General features: G+C 64.1%; 18 protein-coding genes. 6 read left to right on the top strand and 12 right to left on the bottom strand.

The window, feature by feature from the left end:
* Positions 1-95: 95 nt before the first annotated feature.
* Complete coding sequence (locus GMOLON4_RS04375; RefSeq protein WP_026935783.1) at positions 96-1,271, top strand: thiolase family protein; 1,176 nt, start codon at positions 96-98, stop codon at positions 1,269-1,271.
* A gap of 104 nt (positions 1,272-1,375) precedes the next feature.
* Positions 1,376-2,995 carry an amidohydrolase gene (locus GMOLON4_RS04370; RefSeq protein ID WP_026935784.1) on the top strand — a complete coding sequence of 540 codons (1,620 nt, stop codon included), beginning with the start codon at positions 1,376-1,378 and terminating at the stop codon, positions 2,993-2,995.
* Between the two features lie 250 nt (positions 2,996-3,245).
* Here the strand turns inward: GMOLON4_RS04370 and GMOLON4_RS04365 are convergent, their stop codons facing one another.
* The 9 genes from GMOLON4_RS04365 to GMOLON4_RS04325 all read right to left on the bottom strand — a co-directional run bounded on the left by GMOLON4_RS04365 (position 3,246) and on the right by GMOLON4_RS04325 (position 14,828).
* Entirely contained in the window at positions 3,246-3,641 is a 396-nt protein-coding gene (locus GMOLON4_RS04365; protein WP_026935785.1) for a hypothetical protein, read from the bottom strand.
* Positions 3,642-3,660: 19 nt separating this feature from the next.
* Positions 3,661-4,353 carry a response regulator gene (locus GMOLON4_RS04360; RefSeq protein ID WP_026935786.1) on the bottom strand — a complete coding sequence of 231 codons (693 nt, stop codon included), beginning with the start codon at positions 4,351-4,353 and terminating at the stop codon, positions 3,661-3,663.
* The gene (locus GMOLON4_RS04355) at positions 4,350-6,845 is read right to left on the bottom strand and encodes an ATP-binding protein (RefSeq protein ID WP_026935787.1); all 2,496 of its coding nucleotides are present in this window, start codon (positions 6,843-6,845) and stop codon (positions 4,350-4,352) included. The genes GMOLON4_RS04360 and GMOLON4_RS04355 overlap by 4 nt, the downstream gene beginning before the upstream one ends.
* A 2-nt stretch (positions 6,846-6,847) precedes the next feature.
* Positions 6,848-7,462 carry a potassium-transporting ATPase subunit KdpC gene (gene kdpC / locus GMOLON4_RS04350; RefSeq protein WP_026935788.1) on the bottom strand — a complete coding sequence of 205 codons (615 nt, stop codon included), beginning with the start codon at positions 7,460-7,462 and terminating at the stop codon, positions 6,848-6,850.
* A gap of 26 nt (positions 7,463-7,488) precedes the next feature.
* Positions 7,489-9,636: a potassium-transporting ATPase subunit KdpB gene (kdpB, locus tag GMOLON4_RS04345; RefSeq protein ID WP_035731465.1), complete on the bottom strand. Its 2,148-nt coding sequence runs from the start codon at positions 9,634-9,636 to the stop codon at positions 7,489-7,491.
* A gap of 3 nt (positions 9,637-9,639) precedes the next feature.
* Entirely contained in the window at positions 9,640-11,313 is a 1,674-nt protein-coding gene (gene kdpA, locus GMOLON4_RS04340; protein ID WP_026935790.1) for a potassium-transporting ATPase subunit KdpA, read from the bottom strand.
* The gene (locus GMOLON4_RS04335; protein ID WP_035731468.1) at positions 11,313-11,402 is read right to left on the bottom strand and encodes a potassium-transporting ATPase subunit F; all 90 of its coding nucleotides are present in this window, start codon (positions 11,400-11,402) and stop codon (positions 11,313-11,315) included. Before GMOLON4_RS04335 ends, kdpA begins: the two co-directional genes overlap by 1 nt.
* Positions 11,399-11,566, bottom strand: a complete 168-nt coding sequence (locus GMOLON4_RS04330) for a hypothetical protein (RefSeq protein ID WP_156198513.1) — start codon at positions 11,564-11,566, stop codon at positions 11,399-11,401. Before GMOLON4_RS04330 ends, GMOLON4_RS04335 begins: the two co-directional genes overlap by 4 nt.
* 211 nt (positions 11,567-11,777) lie before the next feature.
* The gene (locus GMOLON4_RS04325) at positions 11,778-14,828 is read right to left on the bottom strand and encodes an RHS repeat domain-containing protein (protein ID WP_035731471.1); all 3,051 of its coding nucleotides are present in this window, start codon (positions 14,826-14,828) and stop codon (positions 11,778-11,780) included.
* A gap of 225 nt (positions 14,829-15,053) precedes the next feature.
* On the opposite strand from GMOLON4_RS04325, the gene GMOLON4_RS04320 reads away from it, so the two are divergent.
* Together GMOLON4_RS04320 and mobF are read left to right on the top strand one after the other, a co-directional pair.
* Positions 15,054-15,788: a hypothetical protein gene (locus GMOLON4_RS04320; RefSeq protein ID WP_146137483.1), complete on the top strand. Its 735-nt coding sequence runs from the start codon at positions 15,054-15,056 to the stop codon at positions 15,786-15,788.
* A gap of 100 nt (positions 15,789-15,888) precedes the next feature.
* A complete protein-coding gene (mobF, locus tag GMOLON4_RS04315) occupies positions 15,889-19,416 on the top strand; it encodes a MobF family relaxase (RefSeq protein WP_051265998.1) in 3,528 nt (1,175 codons plus the stop codon).
* A 14-nt stretch (positions 19,417-19,430) separates the two neighbouring features.
* Here mobF and GMOLON4_RS04310 read toward each other — a convergent pair whose 3' ends face one another.
* Positions 19,431-19,871 (bottom strand): hypothetical protein, encoded by a 441-nt coding sequence (locus tag GMOLON4_RS04310; protein ID WP_026935793.1) that lies wholly within the window; start codon positions 19,869-19,871, stop codon positions 19,431-19,433.
* Between the two features lie 270 nt (positions 19,872-20,141).
* Here GMOLON4_RS04310 and GMOLON4_RS04305 point away from each other — a divergent pair, with 270 nt between their 5' ends.
* Entirely contained in the window at positions 20,142-20,453 is a 312-nt protein-coding gene (locus GMOLON4_RS04305; RefSeq protein ID WP_051265950.1) for a hypothetical protein, read from the top strand.
* Positions 20,454-20,591: 138 nt separating this feature from the next.
* On the opposite strand, the gene GMOLON4_RS04300 is transcribed toward GMOLON4_RS04305, so the two are convergent.
* A complete protein-coding gene (locus GMOLON4_RS04300; RefSeq protein ID WP_146137485.1) occupies positions 20,592-20,834 on the bottom strand; it encodes a hypothetical protein in 243 nt (80 codons plus the stop codon).
* A gap of 677 nt (positions 20,835-21,511) precedes the next feature.
* Entirely contained in the window at positions 21,512-22,936 is a 1,425-nt protein-coding gene (gene glnA / locus GMOLON4_RS04295) for a type I glutamate--ammonia ligase (RefSeq protein WP_026935795.1), read from the bottom strand.
* 166 nt (positions 22,937-23,102) lie between these two features.
* Here glnA and GMOLON4_RS04290 point away from each other — a divergent pair, with 166 nt between their 5' ends.
* Complete coding sequence (locus tag GMOLON4_RS04290; protein WP_026935796.1) at positions 23,103-23,525, top strand: hypothetical protein; 423 nt, start codon at positions 23,103-23,105, stop codon at positions 23,523-23,525.
* Positions 23,526-23,543 lie beyond the last annotated feature (18 nt).

Here is a 23,543-nt window from a genome sequence, read left to right as displayed (position 1 = left end):
TACCGCATTGCCGGTTGGGCTGGTCCGCCCCTACAACACGCAGCCTGCCCGGACTCGAATGTCTAGCACTTAAAAGAAAGGTCACGGTCGACCTCATGACCACAACATTCATCTATGACGCGGTCCGCACACCATTCGGGCGAGCAGCAGGATCGCTCTCCGGGATCAGGCCCGATGATCTCGCGGCCGTTGTGATGCGCGCCGCAGTGGAGCGTACAGAAATCGATCCAGCCCGTATTGAGGACGTGATCTTCGGTGACGCTAACCAGGCCGGCGAGGACAACCGCAATGTGGCCCGGTTTGGTGCACTTCTTGCCGGGTTCCCGACCTCAGTGACGGGAGTTACGGTCAACCGTCTGTGTGCTTCGTCGGTCGAGGCGGTGATCCAGGGCTCCCGCGCCATCGAGTCGGGGGATGCCGAGTTGATCCTTGCAGGCGGGGTCGAGTCGATGTCGCGCGCGCCGTTCGTTGTCGAGAAGGCAGCGAAGCCGTGGCCTGCGGTCGGTAACCAGACACTCTGGAACACCTCAATTGGCTGGCGGATGACGAATCGCGCGCTGCCGAAGCAATGGACTGTCTCGAACGGCGAATCGGCTGAAAAGATTGCGCGCGAGTGGAGCATCACTCGTGAAGCGCAGGACGAATTCGCGGTTCGATCGCACCGGCTCGCGGCTGAAGCCTGGGCTGCGGGACTCTATGCCGCTGAGATCGTGCAGGTGCCCGGCGCGGAACTCGCTCGGGACGAGGGAATCCGTGATGGCGGCACTGTGGATAAGTTGGCTGGACTCAAACCATTGTTCGCGCCCGAGGGAGAGGGAACAGTCACCGCCGGTAACTCCTCATCCATCAATGATGGCGCCTCAGCAGTGCTGCTCGGGCGCGAAGGGGCGCTTGAGGCTGAGCCTCTGGCACGGATAACTGGCCGAGGCGCACACGGCGTCGACCCTGATGACTTCCCCATTGCCCCGATCGAGGCCGCAAACAAGGCGCTCGCACGGGCAGGAAAGACGTGGGCAGAAGTCGACTTCGTCGAACTCAACGAGGCCTTCGCCTCTCAAAGTCTGGCGTGTCTTGCAGGCTGGCCGGAACTCGACCCGGAGAGGCTGAATATCCACGGTGGTGCAATCGCGATCGGTCATCCCCTTGGCGCTTCGGGCGGCCGTATTATCGGGCACGCAGCTCACGAACTCAAACGTCGGGGAGGTGGCGTCGCAGTCGCCGCAATCTGCATTGGCGTAGGGCAAGGGCTCGCGGTCGTTCTCGAGCGGTAAGCCGACCTCGCAGGTCGGGTCTGCCTTACCAGAAGCGGCGAAACTCTAGCGAAGTAGATGCGCAAGAGGCGTCCGAAGCAATCAAGTGAAAAGGAGGGGCACGAATGCGCGATACCGTGTTTCGAGGTGGCTCGGTGCTGATCGGGCTAGATTCTGATAATCGTCCTCTCTACTCGGATGCCATTGCATTCCGGGACGGTGTGGTTGCTGCACTCGGTCAAGACGCGCACGTTTTGTCGGAAGACCCTAACGGTGAGGTTGTGGATCTTGAGGGCGGAACACTGGTTCCAGCATTCGGAGACGGTCACGCGCACCCTTTGCTCGCTGGGCTTGAAGCGGAGGGCCCGCAGGTCCGCGGGGCCTCCAGCCTGAATGCTCTCCTCCGGATCGTGAAAGAGTGGAAAGCCTCACACCCCGATGATGATTGGATCGTGGGTGGGAGCTATGACGGGTCGCTGACGGACGACGGCCTATTCGATGCCAAATGGCTCGACGAGGTCACAGGAGATACGCCCACGATTCTGCGCGGTTGGAACTACCACACTGCGTGGGTAAATACTGCCGCCCTCCGGGCGGCCGGCATTACCAGCGAGACACCCGACCCCACCTGCGGAGAAATCGTCCGTCGCCCTGACGGCACACCACTCGGCACCCTGCGCGAGGCAGCAGCCAACGACTTCATCGAACGTGTGGTGCCTCGCCACCCTGAGGATGCACAACTTCGCGCACTCGATGCCGCTACTCAGCAATACATTGCACACGGCATCACCTGGGTTCAAGACGCATGGGTGGAACCAGCTGATGTAGATGTCTACTGCGTGGCAGCACAAGCAGGCCATCTTCACGCCCGGGTCAATCTGGCATTCAAAGCGGACCCAGGCGACTGGCGATCGCAACTAGTCGAATTCGGTGCTGCACGGCGCCGAATTGAGGAACTCGACACGGAAATGCTCACCGCGCGAACGGTGAAGTTTTTTGTGGACGGCATCATCGAAAATTTCTCCGCTTTCCTCACCGAGCCTTACGCTGTGCGACCAGACGAGCGAGGAACACCCAACTGGGCTCCGGACGAATTGGCCCGCGCGGTGCGTGAGATCGACGCACTGGGGTTCCAAATCCACCTTCATGCCATTGGCGATGCGGCCGTGACGAGCGCTCTCGACGCCATCGAGTATGCACAGCAAGCCAACGATGCCTGGGATCGACGGCCGGTCATCGCACATGCGATTCTCGTTCGTCCCGCTGACGTGAACCGATTCTTTGAACTCGGTGTCATTGCGAACTTCGAACCATGTTGGGCGCAATGCGATCACGTCACGGTGTCACAGACGATTCCCTATATCGGTGAGATCAGAGGTAAGTGGCAGTACCTCATCCATTCCGTCCGATCTGCGGGAGCGCAAGTGTCGTTCGGCAGCGACTGGCCCGTCTCATCAATGGACTGGCGACTCGCATTCGCTACGGCGGTGACCAGGCGCGATCCATTTGATGAGGGTGCTGAGAGGCTCATCCCTGAAGAGCGAGTCGATGCTGCAACTGCGTTCGCGGCCTTCACCGAGGGCACATCGTTTCAAGCATTTGCCGCTACGCGAGGTTCGTTACGCCTTGGGAACGTCGCAGACGCGATGTGGCTCTCGGAAGATCCCCTGCAAACTGAGGCCAGTCAAATACCGACACTCGCGATTCAAGGCACCTGGCTCTCGGGTAAGAGAGTCTCTGGCTGAATTGGCCAAATTGCTCTGCTTCAGAGCTCAAAACAATCAAAGTCGATCGCTTCACCGAGAGTGTGCGTAACCCGTGTTTTGGTGAGCAGGATTGAAAAAGTGGCCACTGTATCTGACTTCCCTCGCCGGACTTCGCACGCCCTTCCCAGCGAGAATCTCGTACCCCTAACGGTACCCATATGACGCTTGCCAGAACCCTAACGGCTACCGCACGCGGCACTGCATGAGTGCAGGTTGCGCTGATGGAAGGTCACCAGAATATCGGGAGGAGAGATGCGACGAACCCGATTGCTGCGGTGCTGAGCATGGTGATCGCAAGGGTGCGGCAGAGACGTTCTGCATGAGAGCGTTTATGCAGGTGAAGCCTGTCGGGCCGGCGTTCGGGAACGTATCCGGTGACGGTGGTCGAATCGTGGTCGCGAAGATCATCGTGGGAGGTGAGGTGACGCGTATAGGTGCGTTCCTTCACGCTCCATATTGCGATCCGCTGCTGATCGAGATCCTCAACGATTGTGACTTTCGTGACACTGCGGGGACCGTCGATGGCGTTGATGATGACGGCTGTGATCAGAAAGGGGATGCCAATGATGGCTCCGATCCAGGACAGCATCTCTCCGATGATGCCGATCGTATCGATGATGCTCATCGCTGCGGAGTACTGAGCATCATGTGGTCATGCCATCGAGCCGGTAGCCCATGCCGGGTTCGGTGAGCAAATGTGTCGGGTTGCTGGGGTGGTCTTCGAGTTTGCGGCGGAGTTGTGAGACGTAGAGGCGAAGGTATCCTGTGTCTTCAGCGTGTTCAGTGCCCCAGATGGTGGTGAGGATGGTCTGACGGGTGACGAGTTTCCCGGCGTTGCGGATCAGGATGTCGATGACTTGCCATTCAGTGGGGGTGAGCCGGATCTGTTTCTGCCCGTCGGGAGTGTCGCGGGTGACACTGTGGGCGGCGAGGTCAATGGTGACCTTGCCGAGGTGTACGACAGGGGTGGTCTCTTCTTGCGGGACGCGGCGGGTGAGGGCGCGGATGCGGGCGAGGAGCTCTTCAACGGCGAAGGGTTTGGTGATGTAGTCATCGGCGCCAGCGTCCAGGGCTTCGACCTTGTCGGCCGCACCGGTACGGCCGGACACGACGAGGATGGGGGCCCCAGACCAGCCGCGGATGCCGTGGATGACTTCGATGCCGTCAAGCTTCGGCATGCCGAGGTCGATGAGGAAGATGTCCGGATGGTGGTCAATGGCAGCGGCGATGGCCTGCGCGCCGTCGGCTGCGGTGAATATCTCATACCCTTTGGCGGCGAGGGTGATGCGCAGGGCGCGGAGGATCTGTGGGTCATCGTCGGCGATGAGGATTTTCATGACGGCTCCTGGCTCGTGTGGATCGTGGGGAGGGAGATGACCATGGTGAGTCCACCGCCGGGAGTGTCTTCGGGGGTGAGGGTGCCGTGCATGGCTTCGATGAAGCCGCGCGAAAGGGCAAGCCCTAGGCCGAGGCCGGTAGTGTTGTCGGTGTCACCGAGGCGTTGGAAGGGCAGGAAGATATCGTCCATCTTCTCTGGTGGGATACCGGGTCCCCGGTCGACGATGCGGATCTCAAGCCGATTCTCGAATGTGCTGGTGCCAACGTGGATCGGCGTGCCGGTGGGGCTATAACGGTGTGCGTTCATGAGGAGGTTTACGAGGACGCGTTGGAGTAGAACCGGGTCCGCATACGCGAGAGCGTCACCGTGATCAAGCGCGAGGGTGACATCGGTGGGACCGAGATGTAGTTCGTCGAGGGCGGGCGCGATGGTCTCGGCAGGATCGGTAGGGATCTCTGCGATGGTGAGGACTCCGGCTTGCAGACGGCTGACGTCGAGGAGGTCGGTGACCAGGGCTGCGAGAGCGCCCAGACTTTCTTCGGCGGTGTCGAGCAGTTCCTTCTTGTCTGCGGACGCCAGGTCGGGTCCTGCTGCTTTCAGCCCCCCGACGGCAGCGGAGGCGGCTGCGAGCGGGCGACGCAGATCATGGCTGAGCGCGGACAAGAGTGCGCCGCGAACCCGGTCTGATGCCGCGATCGGTTCGATCTGTTTCGCTGTTTCGGTGAGGTGTTCGTGTTCGAGGGCGGCTGTAAGTTGCGCGGTAACTACGGCGAGGAGGCGTTGTTCGGAGGCGGCGAGGTCGGGGCCGTGCAGTTCCAGGGTGGTGTCGTCGGTGATCCGGATACTGGCGTAATGGTTGTCAGGGGTCGGCTCTCCGGAGCGGGCGAGGACGTCTTCGCCGCGCATGAGCCGTATCCCGGGGAGTTGAAAGGCCTCACGGGTGCGATCCACGAGCGCTTGGATCGCGTTATCCCCGCGCAGCACACTGCCAGCGATGGTTTGGATCAGTTCGGATTCGGCGGCAGATCGGCGGGCGGCGCGGGTGTAGCGGGCGGCGCGGTCGACGACGAAGCTCACCAGGCTCGCGATGAGGACGTACAAGATTAGGGACAGCAGATGGTGCGGCTGGTGGATGTGGATTGTATACAGCGGTTCGATGAACAGAAAATCAAGCGTGATCCCCGAGAGCACTGCGGCGAACAGGGCAGGCCAAATACCGCCGACGAGTGCGACGATGACGACGAGGAGCTGATAGCTGAGGACGTCGGTGGTGATGGAGTCTTCGCTGTGGAACAGGCTCAGCAAGCCGGTGAGTGCGGGGCCGCCCAGGAGTGCGACGATGAAGCCGAGGACGCGGCGTTTGCGGGTGAGTGCTCCGGTCAGCGGCGGCAGCGTGAAGCTCCGGCCGGCGGCGGCATGGTTGACCATGTGCACGTCGATGTCGCCGGATTCGCGGACGACGGTCGCGCCGATCCCGGGCCCGGTGAACGCGGCGGTAACGCGTCCGCGACGGCTGGCACCCAAGACGAGTTGGGTGGCGTTGACGGAGCGAGCGAACTCCACCAGCGCGGTGGGGATGTCTTCCCCGATGACCTGATGGTAGGTGCCGTTGAGTTTTTCGACGAGCGCGCGCTGTTCGGCGAGCGTGGCGGGGTTCGCGGAGCGGAGCCCATCCTGGCTTGTGATGTGCACGGCGACAAGTTCCCCGCCAGCGGAGCGGGCCGCGATCCTCGCTCCACGCCGCAACAGCGTCTCGCCTTCGGGACCGCCGGTGAGGGCGACGACAACGCGTTCGCGGGCTTCCCAGGTGCTGTCGATGCCGTGATCCTTGCGGTATCCCTTCAGCGCCTGGTCGACCTCATCCGCGAGCCAAATGAGGGCGAGTTCGCGCAGCGCGGTGAGGTTCCCGAGGCGGAAGTAGTTCGACAGGGCCGCGTCGATGCGTTCGGCCGGGTACACGAATCCTCTGCTGAGCCGGTCGCGGAGCGCTTGCGGGGCGAGGTCGACGACCTCGATCTGTTCCGCACCGCGCAGGAAGCTGTCGGGGACGGTCTCTCGTTGGGGGACGCCGGTGATCTGCTCGACGACGTCATTGAGGGATTCGATGTGCTGAATATTGAGGGTGGAGACCACGTCGATCCCCGCAGCGAGGAGCTCTTCGACGTCCTGCCACCGTTTGTCGTTCTTCGAGCCGGGCGCGTTAGTGTGCGCGAGCTCGTCGACGAGGGCGATCTCGGGGCGACGGTCCAGCACCGCCTGCAGGTCCATCTCCTCGAGCGTGACCCCGCGATGCTCGATGCGCGTGCGCGGGACGGCCGGGATTCCCGCGGTCATCGCCGCCGTTGCGGCCCGGCCGTGGGTTTCCACGATCCCGACGACGACATCTTTCCCGTCTCCGAGGAGGCGGCGTCCTTCTTCGAGCATGGTGAAGGTCTTGCCGACGCCGGGGGCAGCGCCGAGCAATACCCGAAGCTGCCCCCGTTTCGGCATAATCAGTCCTCCAACTCGTCCAGGGCGAGGTTCAGTTCCAGCACGTTCACCCTCGATTCTCCCAAATACCCGGCGTCCGGGCCCTGGGTGTGTGCCGCGACGAGTTCCCGCACCTGCTCCACGGAGATCCCGCGCGCGTCGGCGACCCGGTCGATCTGGATCTGCGCGTAGGCAAGGCTGATGTGCGGGTCCAGTCCCGACGACGACGCGGTGACCGCATCCACGGGGACTTTGGCCTCGGTGACGCCGTTGAACTCCGCAATCTGGGCTTTGCGTTCGGTGATCGCGGCGATCAGATCCTCGTTCTCCGGCCCGTAGTTCGACCCGGAGGAAGCGCCACCGTCGTACCCGTCGCCTGCGGCGGAAGGCCTCGGCTGGAAGTACTCCGGCAGCGAGTTACCATCCGCATCGGTGAAGGACTGGCCAATCAGCGACGACCCGACCTCGTCGCCGTCCTGGTCGGTGAGGATCGACCCGTTCGCCTGGGCGGGCAAGGCCACTTGCCCGATCCCGGTGATCACTAGGGTGTATCCGACGCCGAGGACTAGGGTGAGTAGCGCCATCGCGCGGGTGGCGACCCAGATGGTGCGCCCGACTCCACGAGCTTGTGTGTTCATGATGTTCTCATCTTTCTGAAGGTGTGTCAGAAGCCGGGGATGAGGCGGACGACCAAGTCGATCAGCCAGATCCCGATGAAGGGGGCGATCACACCGCCAAGCCCGTATATGGCGAGGTTACGGCCGAGGATGCTGGACGCGTTCCCGGGCCGGTACTTCACTCCACGCAAGGCGAGCGGGATGAGGAATACGATCACGATCGCGTTGAAGATGATCGCCGACAGCACCGCCGAGGCCGGCGAGTGCAGCCCCATGATGTTCAACGCGGCGAGCTGCTGGAACACGCCCATGAACATGGCCGGGATGATCGCGAAGTACTTTGCGATGTCGTTCGCGATGGAGAACGTCGTCAAGGCCCCGCGGGTGATCAGCAGTTGCTTCCCGATCCGTACCACGTCGATGAGCTTGGACGGGTCGCTGTCGAGGTCGACCATGTTCCCGGCCTCTTTCGCCGCCGACGTGCCGGAGTTCATCGCGACCCCGACATCGGCCTGTGCGAGTGCGGGGGCGTCGTTGGTGCCGTCACCGGTCATCGCGACCAGGTTCCCGCCCTCCTGCTCCTTACGGATGTAGGCGAGCTTGTCTTCCGGGGTGGCCTCAGCGAGGAAGTCGTCCACGCCGGCCTCTTTCGCGATGGCGGCCGCGGTGAGGGGGTTGTCGCCTGTGATCATTACCGTGCGGATACCCATGGCTCGCATCTCGGCGAACTTCGCTGGCAGCCCTTCCTTGACGACGTCCTTGAGGTGCACCACACCGAGCAGGTGCCCCCGGTCGGCGGCATCCTTGGTGGCGACGACGAGCGGAGTGCCACCGGACTGGGAGATGCGCTCGACATACTCATCGAGTTCCGCTGCCAGCGATGACGGAAGACGTTCACCGCCCTCTTCCAGCCAGGCCGTGACGGCCGAGCCGGCGCCCTTACGGATCTGAGTGCCGTCGGGCAGGTCCAGGCCCGACATGCGCGTCTGTGCCGTGAACGGGACGATTTCCCCAGTCGTGTTCCGGTCGAACTCTCCGTGCTCCTGCTCGGCGAGCTCGACGATCGATACGCCCTCCGGAGTTGGGTCAGCCAGCGATGACAGCGCGGCGGCCCGGACCAGCTCCTGCTCCCGTACACCGCCGAGGCGGACGAACGCGCTGGCGCGCCGGTTGCCGTAGGTGATGGTGCCGGTCTTGTCCAGCAGCAGCGTAGTCACATCGCCCGCAGCCTCGACCGCGCGCCCGGACATTGCCAGCACGTTGCGCTGCACGAGCCGGTCCATCCCGGCGATACCGATCGCACTGAGCAGCGCCCCGATGGTGGTCGGGATCAGGCACACCAGCAGCGCCACCAGTACCGTGACGCTCACGGGGGCGGCCGCATAAGACGCGATCGGGTTCAGGGTGAGCGCGACAACGACGAAGATGATCGACAGGGACGCGAGCAGGATGTTCAGCGCGATCTCGTTCGGCGTCTTCTGCCGTGCCGCGCCCTCGACGAGGGAGATCATCCGGTCCACGAATGTCTCACCCGGCTTGGAGGTGATGCGCACCACGATCCGGTCCGACAGCACCCGGGTGCCGCCGGTGACCGCGGAACGGTCGCCGCCGGACTCGCGGACCACCGGGGCGGATTCGCCCGTGATGGCTGACTCGTCCACCGACGCAATACCCCACACGATGTCCCCGTCGCCGGGGATCAGCTCGCCCGCGGTCACAACTGCCACATCACCGAGCGTGAGGTCGGAGGATGACACCTGCGTCGTTGCGGCCCGCTCCGCAGCGGGGTCGGCCTTCGGGTCGTAGCTGCTGACGCGGTTGGCCATGGTGCTGGTGCGGGTCTTGCGGAGCGTTTCCGCCTGTGCTTTGCCACGGCCTTCGGCGACAGACTCGGCGAGGTTCGCGAACAGCACGGTCAGCCACAGCCACACCGCGATCGCCCAGGTGAACGACCACGGCACGACCGTCCCGCCGGAATCGGCAGGTCCGCCGACGAACGGCTCCGTGACTGCGAGGATCGTCGTGAGCGCGGCACCGAGCCAGACGAGGAACATGACGGGGTTGCGCCACTGCTCTTTCGGGTTGAGTTTGCGGAACGCGCCGGGCAGGGCTGCGCGGACCTGTTCCCAGGTGAACCCGCCCTTCCGGGCAGGGGTGCCCGCCGTTTTCGGGCGGGGTTGGGTGATAGTGGACATGGTTTACATCAGCCCTTCCGCTAGCGGACCTAGCGCGAGAACGGGGAAGAAGGTCAGTGCGGTCACCAGGATCGTGACCACGGTCAGCAGCCCGATGAACATCGGGCGGTGCGTGGGGAGGGTTCCGGAAGTGGTCGGAACCTTGTCCTGAGCGGCAAGGGAACCGGCCAGGGCGAGGACGAACACGATCGGCACGAACCGGCCCAGCAGGATCGCAAGCCCCAGCACGGTGTTCAGCCACGGGGTGTTCGCGGTGAGACCCGCGAACGCGGAACCGTTGTTGTTCGCCGCGGACGTGAACGCATACAGCACCTCGGACATGCCATGGATGCCGGGGTTCCAGATCGACGTGCTCTCCACCTCTTCCCGGACACCGGGGATCGCGAAGCTCAGCGCCGTCCCGGCCAGCACCAGGGTTGGCATGACGAGGATGTAGAGCGCGGCGAGCTTGATCTCGCGCGGGCCGATCTTTTTGCCCAGGTACTCCGGGGTACGTCCGATCAGCAGACCAGAGATAAACACCGCGATCACCGCGAGGACCAGGATCGCGTAAATCCCGGAACCGACACCGCCGGGAGAGACCTCGCCGAGCATCATGTTCAGCATCGGCATCATCCCGCCCAGCGCCGTGTACGAGTCGTGCATCGAGTTTACCGCGCCAGTGGACGTGCCCGTGCTGGTGGTGGCGAACAGGGTCGATCCGAGAATCCCGAACCGCTGCTCTTTGCCTTCCATCGCACCGCTCGCGAGCTCGGGGGCGGTGCCCATGCCTGCGGATTCCAGTGCGGTGAGGATGCTGAACGACGCCACGTACAGGATCGCCATCACGGAGAGGATCGCGTAGCCCTGGCGGTTGTCACCCACGATCCGCCCAAAGGTGCGCGGCAGGGCGAACGGGATAACGAGCATCAGCAGCACCTGGAACAGGTTCGTCCACGCTGTGGGGTTCTCGAAGGGGTGGGAGGAGTTCGCGTTGAAGAATCCACCACCATTGGTACCCAGCAGCTTGATGACCTCCTGGGACGCGACAGGTCCGCCGGGGATCGTCTGGGTGGCGCCGGTGAGCGTGGTGACGGTGGTGAAGCCGTTAAAGTTCTGGATTACCCCGCCGATCATCAGCACGATCGCGCCGACCACTGCGATGGGCAACAGGATGCGCAGCGTGCCGCGGATCAGGTCGACCCAGAAGTTCCCGATCGTGCCCGAGCGCCGGTAGGCGAACCCGCGCACCAGGGCGATGGCGACCGCGATGCCGACTGCGGCGGACACGAAGTTCTGCACCGCGAGACCCGCGAACTGGACCGTGTAGCCGACGGTGAGCTCCGGCGAGTAGGACTGCCAGTTCGTGTTGCCGACGAACGATGCCGCGGTGTTGAACGACAGATGCTCCGACGGGGCCTCCAAGCCCAGCGAGTACGGCAGCCACTGCTGGAAGCGTTGCAGACCGTAGACGATCAGCAGGCCGATCGCGGAGAACGCGAGCACGCTGCGCAGGTAGGCCTGCCAGGTCTGCTCGGCCTTCGCGTCGACGCCGATGATCATGTAGATCCCGCGTTCGACTTTCCAGTCCTTGCGGGACGTATAGACCCAGGCCATGTAGTCACCGAACGGGCGGTACAGCACGCCCAGGATGATGGCGACGGGGGCAAGGGCGAAAAGCGCGTACACCCAGGTCATCAGAAGCGCTCCGGTTTCACGAGAGCGAACACGAGATACACGATCGCCGCGACCCCGAGACCGGCGGCGAGAAGCTCAAAGACGATCACAGCTTCTCCACCGCTTTCCCCAGCAGCCCGACGACGACGAACAAGGCGATCACGCCCAGCACGTAGACGATGTCAAGCACAACAAGCTCCATCCGGATAACAAGCGACAGCAGTACCACTAGCCGCGCAACCCGAAACAGCGGGCGCAACTCACGATCAAACACCCGCCCACACCCCCGAAACAGGCGTCCTAACAGAACCCATACGAGGATCGGGCGGACTCTGACGAGCCGCTAACACGACAGGCGCCCATTGCGCTCTACCGGCACGGATGAGGTCGCCTTCCTTCGCGAGGTAGAGAGAGGTCTGCTGCGGCGGCCATACACCTTTCTGGTGTCCGGCCGCCGCAGCAGACTCTTCTACCTCTAGCTGAAGCTATTCATTGAGTAGTTCGTCGACTGTTACGAACTCGGGCTCTTCACCCCCTTCCGCGTTCTCGGCTGCTTCGCGGCGCTGCGCGAGGCGGCGCCCGAACAGCAGTACCGCGCCGGAGGCGAGGAGGCTCAGCGCCGCAGCGGCACCGACTCCGATCAGCCACCCGTCGGCCCCGGTCTGCGCGAGCTCCCTTTTCGGAGTGTCCTCAACAGGAGGCTCGGGAGTGACCGGCACTTCACTGACGACGGTCGTCTCGCCCGGAGCACCGCAGTGCCCACGGTGGATGCTCTCCCCGTTAGCGTCGAGCAACGTCTCGATCCAGAAGTAGGTGCCGACCTTGTCGAACACGACCTCGGCAGAGGCGTACTCGCCTGGCCCAGTCACCGTGATCGGAGACTCCCAGGTGTCGAACACGCGGTTGTCCGCCTCGCACACCGTCTCGTTGCCGTCCTGCCGGTACGCCTCGAACACGAGGGTGGTGCCCTCGGGCACCGGGCCGGTGATGATCGCGACATCGTGCGCGGGCTCACCGAGCACCACGTTCGCGACCGCCTTCGTGGTCACCTCGAGCTTCTCGCCTTCGGTGATGACGGTGGTTTCACCGGGCGCCCCGCAGTTGCCTTCGGAGAGCACTTCACCGTCGGCGTCGTAGAGCGTCTCGATCCAGTACACGTTCCCCGCCGACTCCACCGATGTGGTGCCGGAGGAGTAGACGGCTGGCTGGGTGACCGGGATCTCGTCGCTGACGTAGAACGGGTCCGCCTCGCACAGCGGTGCCTCATCGGCGGGCACGGGCCCGTAGGCGCGGAACATGAGGTACGCGCCCTCGGGGATCGTGCCCTGCACGAGGGCGGTGTCCTCGAACGGTTCCCCGACGAGCGCCGACGGCGTCGCCTGCGTGATCACCGATACCGGAGCCTCATACTCGGGCTCTTCCGGGACGAAAAACCGTTCCCGAATGTCCGCCGGCGACGACTGGTACGGCTGCACCCGGTCGTCACCGTCAAAGGAGCTCACGATCACGTAGTAGCCCAGCTCGGTCGGTGTGATCCGGTCCTCGTCGGTGTACCCGATCTGGTACACCCCGTTTCTTGCCGGGGTGTCCACGCGCGTCAGCACCGGGGCGTCCGTGAGATCGAGGTCGTCGGTGAGGACGGTATCGGAAGCGAACGGCCCGTACACGGTGTGCGTGATGGTCTTGGTGTCTGCCCCCCAGTAGCCGTCACCAGCGAAGTCGGGGTGGTTGTCGGGGAACCCGGAGACGACGATCGTGTCGAACGCGCGCCCACCCTCGTGGACGTTGTACTCGCGCAACTGGCTCGTCGTCTCGATCGGATGCCGGACGCTGGTCGACTCCACGGGGATGCCGTACTCGTCGATCCAGTCACCCGCCAGGTAGTCCCGCAGCTCTTCCGGCTGCGCGGCGAGACGCACCTGCCACACCCAGGTCACGAATCCTGCATTCGGGACGGTCACCTCCGGGGAGGTGTACACGCCGGGCCCGTCCGCGGTGATCGTCACCTCACCGACCGGCACGGCGGCCGGGTCGACGGTAGGGGACTGGGCGGGAGGCAGCGTGCCCGGCACCTGGTACAGGGTGCCCTCGAAGACCACCGGGATGTGCTCTCCACCGATCTTCAGCCAGGCGCCGTTGCTCGAGGACACGGTGATCGTGTCGGTCACCGCGTCGCCGGGAATGACGAGCCGCTGATCGGCCTCGGACACCGCGACCGGCTGGAACGGCACGACACTGGTCTCCGGCACCAAACCGAAGCGGTCACGCACCGAGTCGGTGAGGTACTTCGCGTACTGTCCCTGCGTGTCCTTGTCGATCTCCCACACCCAGGTGTAAAACCCGGACTGGGGGGCAGTGATCGTCGCTGGGGCGTCGTACACCCCCGTCCCGGTGAGCGTCAGCTCCACCTGTCCCGCCACCGGCGCACCCGCAGGGGCGGTGTCAGCTTCGGCAGGCTGCTCATCGAACGGCCCATACAACGTGCCGACCGCGTTCACCGGAACCGGGGTGCCATCAAGGTGGATCCAGGTGCCCTTGGACAGACCGACGGTGACCTGGTCGGCGAACGTGTCGCCCTCCGCAACGTAGCGGGAGGACACCTGAGTGGTGATCGTGGGCTGGAAGTCCAGCTCGATCACCGGGGTGCGGGTGTGCGCATCGAGCCCCATCGGGGAAGCGCCGCCGAGCAACCGCTGCTGTCCGGGAGTGTCGTAGAGGTTCACCCGCGCGCCGAGCCCCGCAGCCGGCACGGTTGCGGATGCTTCGATCCGGTACGAGGGAACCCCATCGGCGGGGGTGCCCGTGATCGGGAAGCTGCCAGCACCGAGAGCCCTGGTGGACTCACCGTTCGCAAACACCGCATTCGTAAGCGTTACCGTCCCGGACAGGCTCGACGGCGACGCCGACACGGTGAGCGTTCCCTGGTACTGGTCGGCCATGTCGATCGCCACCGACACCTGCGGGTTCACCGCATGGTTCGCGTCGGCCTGCGCCCGCATCTGGGCGAGGTTCGCGAGGATCTGCGGACGGTTCGCCGCAGGAGCGCGAGCGACGTAGTAGTCGTCACCGGACATGCCGTGCGAGTTGTAGGGGACAGGATCTGCGACCGACCACACATACAGCTGCACCGCAGCGGTGACATGCGGATCGCCGGACTGCCCCCACATCGCCATGACATAGTTCAGCTTTGCCAGCTCCGTCGCGGTGAGGTTGAAGCCGCTGTGCGAGTTCAGTTCCTCGACCGTGACCGGGCCGGTGGTGTTCCCCCAGGGGGGCACCGCGCTGAGGTCCATGCAGTACACCTGGGTGCCGTCGTTCGCGATGAACGCCCCGATCGACCCGTTCGGCCCGTACGGGTCGCCGAAACCAGGCCCGGGGGTCGCCGCCTGCGCGGGGGAGGCTGAGCCGAGGGCGAGGCCGGTGATCATGAGCAGCCCAGTGAGCAGCATCGCCACCCACCGGGCCAGCGCCCTCCCCGGCGGATACCCCGCCCCTGGTTCGTGTGCGGCATCCGTATGGAGCACTTCGACGCTCATCCGTTTCCTCCTGCGTGCTGTACGAGACAGGCAGCCCGTCTCCTTGGGGTGATGGCAGAGCACCATCAGGAGCAGGTGCCCCGCACCTCCCACCGGACTGATTCAGGGGCGTCACCGTGCTTCCCGTCGAGAACGACGCCGGGCCGAAGCCGCAGGAGACCGTGCGTGCCAGGCACTATCTGTCTACTTGGGTGCCTGGTGGATGGCGTCAGGCACCTCAGCGGCATGACATCTGATGCATCCGGGCCTGGAGAACTGCGAGCAGCATGGCGGCGCCAAGCACGGGCATGGCTCAAGGCCGCACACCCGGCAGACGCACTACGCCAGGAGATGCGAGCAGAAATCCTTTGGCAGGAGCGGAACATCCTTGCGGAACAACAAATCGACCAAGCTGTCGTTGAACGCTGGCTCGACGAGCGCGACATTCCACTCCCCGCGCACGTCCAGCGTCTCTCGGAGATCACGCAGGCGATGGCGTGGCTGGAACCTGGAACCGAGAAAACGGCACGAGAGGCGCACAGCCTGGCCGTCACCAGCGAGGAGATCGCCCAAGACCAGGAAACCCTGCTCACCCATTGGCGTCAGGGGCGCGACCTTGACGTCGTACCTGACCACACCGAACGATACTTCGCAACACTCCTCGCCGTCCGTGAGGAACGTCTCGAACGAGCGAAGACCCGGGCGAGAACCGAAGCACCCGAACAGTTCGCGTACTGGCAGAGGCGGCGCGATTACGCCGACACGATCGGTGATGCCTACGGAGACGACCGTGACCTGATCCGCCAATGGCTCCTCCCGCAACACGCCCCTGAAGACTCCGCAGCAGCGCCCGGCGGAGAGGCGAGGCAGGCCGGTGCCGGGGGTTCCGCCCCTCAGCTTCGCTCTCATGTGACCGTGACCCGCACGGGGATCACGCGAACCGGCTATGCTTCGTCCACGGGCACTGGTCTTGGGCTCTGAATCGCACGAACGATAGGTCGTCGCCCCGAGTCACGCCCTCAGCATCCGATGAGGAACGCAATGGGGAAGGCGCGGGACACCTCTAGGTGTGACGGTGTCGATGCGTGTGATGTCCGCGGGGGAGGGGTACCGCTATCTCCTCAAGTCCGTCGTCACCGGCGACGGCAATCGTGATCTCACTGACGCGTTGACTCGCTACTACCAGGAGAAAGGCAGCCCGCCCGGGTTCTGGGCTGGGTCAGCATTGACCGGCCTGGAAGCATCCGCGATCACGGCCGATGCGGAAGTCACCGAGGAGCAGTTGCGGTTCCTCATTGGGCAAGGCAGGCACCCGGTCACCGGGGAACCGCTCGGATCGCCCTACCGATCGTTCCTGACCCGGCAGGAGCGCATCGATCGCCGCGTTCAGGCCCTCCCCGACACCCTCGAGGGAGAGGAACGTGAACAGCAACTCGAACTCATCGAGACGGAAGAGCGGCAACGGTCGACACGGCATCCGGTCGCCGGCTACGACTACACCTTCTCCGTTCCGAAGTCGGTGAGTGTGTGGTGGGCGGTCGCCGACGGCGGCACCCAAGCGCTCATCGCCCGAGCCCACCACCACGCGATGGCACAGGTTCTGGATCTCCTCGAACGAGAAGTGGTGATGACCAGAGTCGGGCACAACGGTCTCGCCCAGGTCGAAGTCACCGGCGTGATCGCGACCGCGTTCGACCACTACGATTCCCGCTCCAACGAACCCCAGCTGCACACCCATCTCGTCATCGCGAACCGAGTCCAGGGCGTCCACGACGGGAAATGGCGTGCGATCGACGGCAGACCCATGCACGCCGCTGTGGTCGCCCTCAGCGAGCACTACAACAATGCCCTCGCCGATCAGCTCACCCGTGACTTCGGTATCGGGTGGGAAGCCAGAGACCGTGGCCCCAGGCGCGCACCGGCATGGGAGATCACCGGGATCCCCGACACCCTCATCGAGGAGTTCTCCTCCCGTTCCCAAGCGATCGATGCCCGCACGGACGAACTCATCGCCGACTACGAGCAGCAGCACGGCCGCCGCCCCTCACGCAAGACCATCATCCGGCTCCGCGCACAAGCCACCCTCGCTACCCGCCCCGACAAGCAGGTCTACGCGCTCGCCGAACTCACCGAACGGTGGCGGGCCCGCGCCACCAGTGTGCTCGGGCAGGACGCCAGCAACTGGGTGCAAGACGTCCTCAGCGGTACCGCGCCGCAGCCGCTCCTTCGAGCAGACGACATCCCGCTGGATACCATCGATGACATCGCGCAGCGCGTGGTCGCAACCGTCGGGGAGTCCAGATCGACCTGGAAACGATGGAACCTTCACTCCGAAGCCTCGAGGCTTCTCAAAGGGATCCGCTTCGCATCGATCACCGATCGGGAAGCCGTCACTGGCCTGATCGCCGATCGGGCGGAAGCCGCATCCGTACGGCTCACCCCGCCAGAACTGGCCGTCTCGCCCACACACTTCCAGCGCTCTGACGGCAGCAGCACGTTCCGCATCAAGCACGGCACCCTGTACACCTCCCAGCAGATGCTCGACGCCGAAGACCTCCTCCTGCGTCTCGCCCACACCCACACCGCCCCTCTCGTGCCACATGACCTGCTCGAGCGCGTCACCCGCAGAACCGACCGCAAAGGCCGCAGGCTCGGCCCCGACCAAGCTGCAGCGATAACCCTCATCGCCACTTTCGCGCGCACCGTCGACGTGCTCATCGGCCCCGCAGGCACCGGGAAAACCACCACGCTCGCATCCTTGCGCCGCGCGTGGGAGCTCGCACACGGTAAAAACAGTGTCGTCGGGCTCGCCAGCTCCGCCGATGCCGCGCAGGTGCTCGCCGCTGACCTCGGTATTCGTACCGAGAACACCGTCAAGTGGCTCCACGAACACCACGCGGGCAGATGGCGGCTGCGCCGCGGGCAGCTCATGATCGTCGACGAAGCCTCGCTCTCTGGCACGATCGCGCTGTCACGCCTCGCGGCCCATGCTGAGCAAGCGGGTGCGAAACTCGTCCTCGTCGGCGATTGGGCGCAACTCGGTGCCGTTGAGGCCGGGGGAGCGCTCGGCATGCTCGCCCGTGACCTCGATCAGACCCCTGAACTCCACGACGTACGACGATTCCGAAACCCGTGGGAGAAGCACGCCTCCCTCTGTCTGCGCCTCGGTGAAGCATCCGTCATCGACGAATACGACGCCCACGACCGCATCACGGCAGGCACCTACGAGGAGGTCACCGAACGCGCCTACCTCGCTTGGCAGAGCGACATGCGAAGCGGTAAACAGAGCATCCTCGTCGCCGAGACCCTCGAAACGGTCACCACCTTGAACATCCGGGCACGCACCGACCGCATCCTCACCGGCCACACCAGCGCAGGAGCCAGCATCACTCTCTCCTCGGGCACTGAAGCCAGCGAAGGTGACCTCGTCATCACCCGGAAGAACGATCGCCGACTCAGCACAGGAGGACCTCGCTGGGTCAGAAATGGCGACCGCTGGCGCATCACCAACATCCACGGCGACGGATCTGTCACCGTCCGCCGTGCGGGAACCCGATTCGGTAGCGCCATACGCCTTCCCGCCGACTACGCGACCCACAACCTCGACCTCGGCTACGCAATCACCGTGCACCGCGCACAAGGAGCCACCGTCGACACCGCACACTCGATCGTCCACTCACCCCAGATGACCCGCGAAAGCCTCTACGTCGCCATGACCCGCGGCCGCGACGCCAACCACGCCTACGTCGCGATCGACCAGTTCCCCCTCGAAGAACACCAGAAGAACCCCGAACTCGACGTCACCGCCCGCAGCGTCCTCGCCGGCGTCCTCGCACACGAGACCGCCGAACGCTCCGCCCACGAGCTTCTCCGCGCCGAACACGAACACTGGTCCTCCATCGCGCAGCTCGCCGGAGAATACGACACCATCGTCACCCACGCACAGCACGACCACTGGCTCGAGATCCTCGAAGCATCCCCCCTCACCACGGACCAGGTCGAGGCGATCACCGAATCCGACGTTTACGGGGCGCTTGCCGCGGAGCTGCGCCGTGCGGAGGCGGAGAACTATGACATCGCACGCCTGGTACCCGCACTCATCGCGTCTCGCCCTCTGGCCGGTGCCGACGACCTCGCCGCCGTGATTCTCCACCGTCTCAGGGCTGCGACCACCAGCCAGACCGGCAGCACCCAAGCTCGCCAACCCGCGAAGATGATCGCAGGACTCATCTACGAGTTCACTGGCGGCACAGACCCGCTCACCCAGCAGGCGCTCGAGGAGCGGCGCGTGCTTATCGAACAACGAGCCCAGGCCCTCGCCGAGCACGCGGTGCGCGACCGGCCACGCTGGCTCGAATCCCTCGGCACGCCACCCGTGCAGCCCGCGGTACAAGACCAGTGGATGCGGAATCTGCGCACCGTCACTGCCTATCGAGACCGACATGGCGTCACCGATCCGTATCGACCTGTCGGTGACCCTCCGCAGAACCGCAACCAGAGCTTGGACGCCATCCGCGCTCAGCAAGCTGTCGCGAACGCTGCCCGACTCGCCACGGCACCTGGAGCCCGCACTGCACCTGCTCAACAGCAGAGCGGCCCGCGGCTCTAAACAGGCGGCTGCGGTCAGTCGCCGTCTGAGTCCCGCAGCTCGCGCAGTCGTGCTACCTCGGCCGTTGATAATCCCAGGAGGCGACTGATATCTGCGAACGAGTACCCCTCATCTACCAGCGCAGTCTTCGCCGCCCGCAACAGCACTTTCAGCCCGACACCCGCCTCGACGATGCGCGCGCGCTGAGCTCCTGCATTCGCCGCTAACTGCAGCAGACGCGACAACCCGCCATAGTCATACGCGACGACCATCGAATCCAGAGGACGTACCCCGCCAGGATCAATGCTCATCATGATCGCACCGCGCACCATCTCATCAAGCTCCGGCAACGATGTTGCTGGCACGACTACGCCCGGCAGCTCGGCGACCCTCGCCATCCACCACTCGCCCTCGAACGACACCGTGACATGGAACACACCTGACTCGATGGCACCATCTCCCCGCGCTTCGTTCATACCTCCAGCATGAAGCGACTTCACCGGACAGGCAAGCAAGACGATCAGCAGTCATGCCCAACGGTCAAGATAAGCCAGGCACGACCTCAGCAGGGAGCGGCACCCTGAGCCCTTGTCGAAAATGGAACGAAGAGTAAAATGAGAGTGGTAGCAACCACACTTCAGGTTGGCTGTGTACAGACAGCCAACGTCCCCCGGCCTCAGCCGAGGACAACACTCTCCTAGCCGCTACCGACCATCAAACCTGGTCAGCGAGAGGTTGCGTGTCCCATGATCAGAGCCGCATGGAACATCGGCGTTTCCATTCATACATTCCTGCAGCACGCCCCCACGAATCTAATCATCCGCCGCCTGCGCGGCGCGCACAGCCTGTCACGGGCAGCTATCGCACTCGTTCTGGCCGCAACCTACTTCTTCGCTTTCGGTATCTGCTTCACGCTTCTTGATCGCGGCGGACCTTTATGGCTCGCGTTCCTCGGATTCTTGATGTTCTGGAACGCGTGCAAGTTCGGATGGGTGTTCCTGCTCACCCCAGTCAGTATCCTGCGGAGAGTGATCAACCGTCGTCGCGCACGGAGCTAGGTTCTGTGAGGTACTCGACGGAATATCGATCTACATTCCTTCCCTCGGCGACGAATCGCCTGGAGGTGCCATCCACGACGGAGAGTAGCCGACAACCGCTCACGCGGAGAGCACCACACACGACCTGATAGCTACCACTCAAAAGGGGCATCCCAAAGCTGCGTACTGGCCGGTGCGACGGGATCCGCGGTCGAACGGGTCGAGTTGCCGTGCCCGCCGTGCAGCCTGCCGCCGGGTTCTCTCCTGCTGGTTGCGCTTGGCCTCGATGCGCCGGGCGGCATCGGCCACCGGGAGGTTGCAGAGTTCGTCGGACTCGGCGTGGGTAAGGTCGGCTCGTGTGCGGGCATCGGCGGTGGTGCGGTGCGGGTTGATCGTGCGCATGCCGAGCTAGTCGCGGCGGGCGTGCTCGGCCCCGAACTTGTCGAGCAGCAACGCCGTGCGGTCATGCTGGTGTCGTTGCCGGGTCGCCTTCTGCTCGGCTGTGCTGCCTCGACGACGCAGTCGGCAGTGTTGAGGAGGGGGCGCCCTGGGCTCGGCGCGCTGCTGCCTGCGCCGCCCAGGCGGGGTGCGCTTCGGGGTGCGGGGCGGCTCGACATCCAAGGCGTCGCGAACCTGTGCGCGGCCTTATTGGACTGCCGCTAATAGGACGGGTCAGGTCGGGCACGGCCGTCGTACCTGCACTGAACACCCGCGAGGCAGGAACTGACCAGTACCAGTTCACGCTCCCTACCTCTTGATTCCGCGGCGGCACCTCGACTTGCTTCGGCTGGCTCGCTATGACGTGTCCGGGGGTGTTCCAACATGATCTGCTGTCCTAAGTCCTGGCGTCGGGGATCTGCCAGGAGCGAAGATCAGCGATCTCCCCGCGCTAAACACAACTCGCATCTGAGCCGGGCGCGGCAAGGTAAAAGCGGCGTCCGAAAACCCGTCCGTTTACTCCCCGTGGACGTCCGTAAACGTCCAGAGGTAGACTGAGCCCCAGGCAGTATCAGCTGCCTGGGGCTCAGTAAATCACTGGGCTCAGAGACCGGGAGAGCGGTGCCTCAGACCCCTCGGAATCAGACGCCGTAATACAGCTCGTACTCGTAGGGGTGCGGACGCTCAGCCATCGGCTGGATCTCGGCCTTCGTCTTGTACTCGATCCAGGTCTGGATGAGTTCCTCGTCGAAGACGCCACCCTTGAGGAGGTAGTCGTGGTCCTCTTCGAGGGCCCGGAGCGCCTCTGCGAGCGACTGCGGCATCTGCGGGATCGCCTTTGCCTCTTCTGCAGGCAGCTCGTAGATGTCCTTGTCGATCGGGGCCAGCGGCTCGGTACGGTTCTGGATGCCGTCGAGGCCCGCCATCAGCAGAGCCGCGAACGCGAGGTAAGGGTTCGCCGTCGCGTCCGGGGTGCGGAACTCGATGCGCTTGGCCTTGGGGTTCGAACCGGTGATCGGGATGCGCACCGCGGCCGATCGGTTACCCGCCGAGTATGCGAGGTTGATCGGCGCCTCGTAGCCCTTGACCAGACGGTGGTATGAGTTCGTGCTCGGGTTGGTGAACGCCGCGAGTGACTTACCGTGCGCGAGGATGCCGCCGATGTACCAGCGAGCGGTGTCCGAGAGCGATGCATAGCCCGCCTCGTCGTAGAAGATGGGCTCGCCGTCCAGCCACAGCGACATGTGCGTGTGCATGCCCGAGCCGTTCTCGCCGAACATCGGCTTCGGCATGAAGGTAACCGTCTTGCCCCAGTCGTTCGCGACACCCTTGATGAGGTACTTGAATTTGAGCACGTCATCCGCCGAGTGGACGAGCGTGTTGAACCGATAGTTGATCTCCGCCTGGCCGCCCGAACCGACCTCGTGGTGCGCGCGCTCGAGGTGGAATCCGCTCTCGATCAGCGTCATGCTCATCGCGTCACGCAGGTCTGCCTGCTTGTCGACCGGGGACACCGGGAAGTACCCACCCTTCTGGGGAGTCTTGTTCCCGAGGTTGCCGCCAACCTCTTCGCGACCGGTGTTCCAGAAGCCCTCGTCCGAGTCGACCTTGTAGTAGGAGTGGTTCGGCTTGTTTTCGAACCGAACATCCTCGAAGACGTAGAACTCGGCCTCGGGGGCGAAGATTGCCGTGTCGGCGATCCCGGTCGAGGCGAGGAACTTCTCGGCCTTCTTCGCAACCTGGCGCGGGTCGCGGTGGTAGATCTCACCGGTGCGCGGGTTGAAGATGTCACACGAAATGATGATGGTCGGCTCGGCGCGGAACGGGTCCACGTACGCGGTGGTCACATCCGGGATCAGCTGCAGGTCCGACTCGTTGATCGATGCGAAGCCACGGATAGAGGAACCGTCGAAGAGCTGGCCTGAGCTGAAGAAATCGTCGTCGATCGTGGACGCTGGCACGTTGAAGTGCTGCTGCGTACCGGGAAGATCGGTGAAGCGGATGTCAACGAACGAGATCCCCTTTTCCTTGATGAAAGAGAGCAGTTCGGCTGGCTCGGTAAACATATTGGGAGTTCCTCCTCGGTGTGGTGGTCCGGGCCTTTCACCCGGTGCCGCGTCCCAGTAGCGTTCACTAAATCACGGCATACATGTGAAGTATACGCACGTTTGTCTGATGGCGGTGGCATTGCGCGCCTGTCAGTGGACTTTATTCGCAAGTTAGACTTGCCCAATGACGAAATCCTCGGACTCAAGCTCCTCTGTTCCTGACAGCAGCTATCCGGGGGAGCGACTTGGGCTACCCGAGGATGGGCCTGGTTCGGTCGGAAATTTCGGTACGCGCATCCTTGGACTCATCGTGGACTGGGGTATCGCCAGCCTACTGTCGTGGTGGCTGTTCAACTACGATCCCATCGCTGTGTCGGCGCTTTTTGTCGTCATCACGAGCCTGTCCATTGCGCTCATCGGCGGCTCGATCGGGCACACGGTATTCGGGATGCGCAACACGACCGTCCAGGGCGATGCCCCCGGATGGTGGCGGCCCTGGGTGCGCCAGATTCTGCTCGTGTTCGTGATTCCTGCGCTGATCATGGATCAGGACCGGCGCGGGGGCCATGAAGCACTTTCGGGCCTCGTGCTGCGAAAGTTTCGCTAGCAGGAGGCCCGAAAGAGC

Source organism: Gulosibacter molinativorax, from assembly GCF_003010915.2.
Lineage (GTDB): Bacteria > Actinomycetota > Actinomycetes > Actinomycetales > Microbacteriaceae > Gulosibacter > Gulosibacter molinativorax.
Note: the sequence above shows the minus strand (reverse complement) of the source record. Positions and strands in the feature narration are given on the sequence as shown.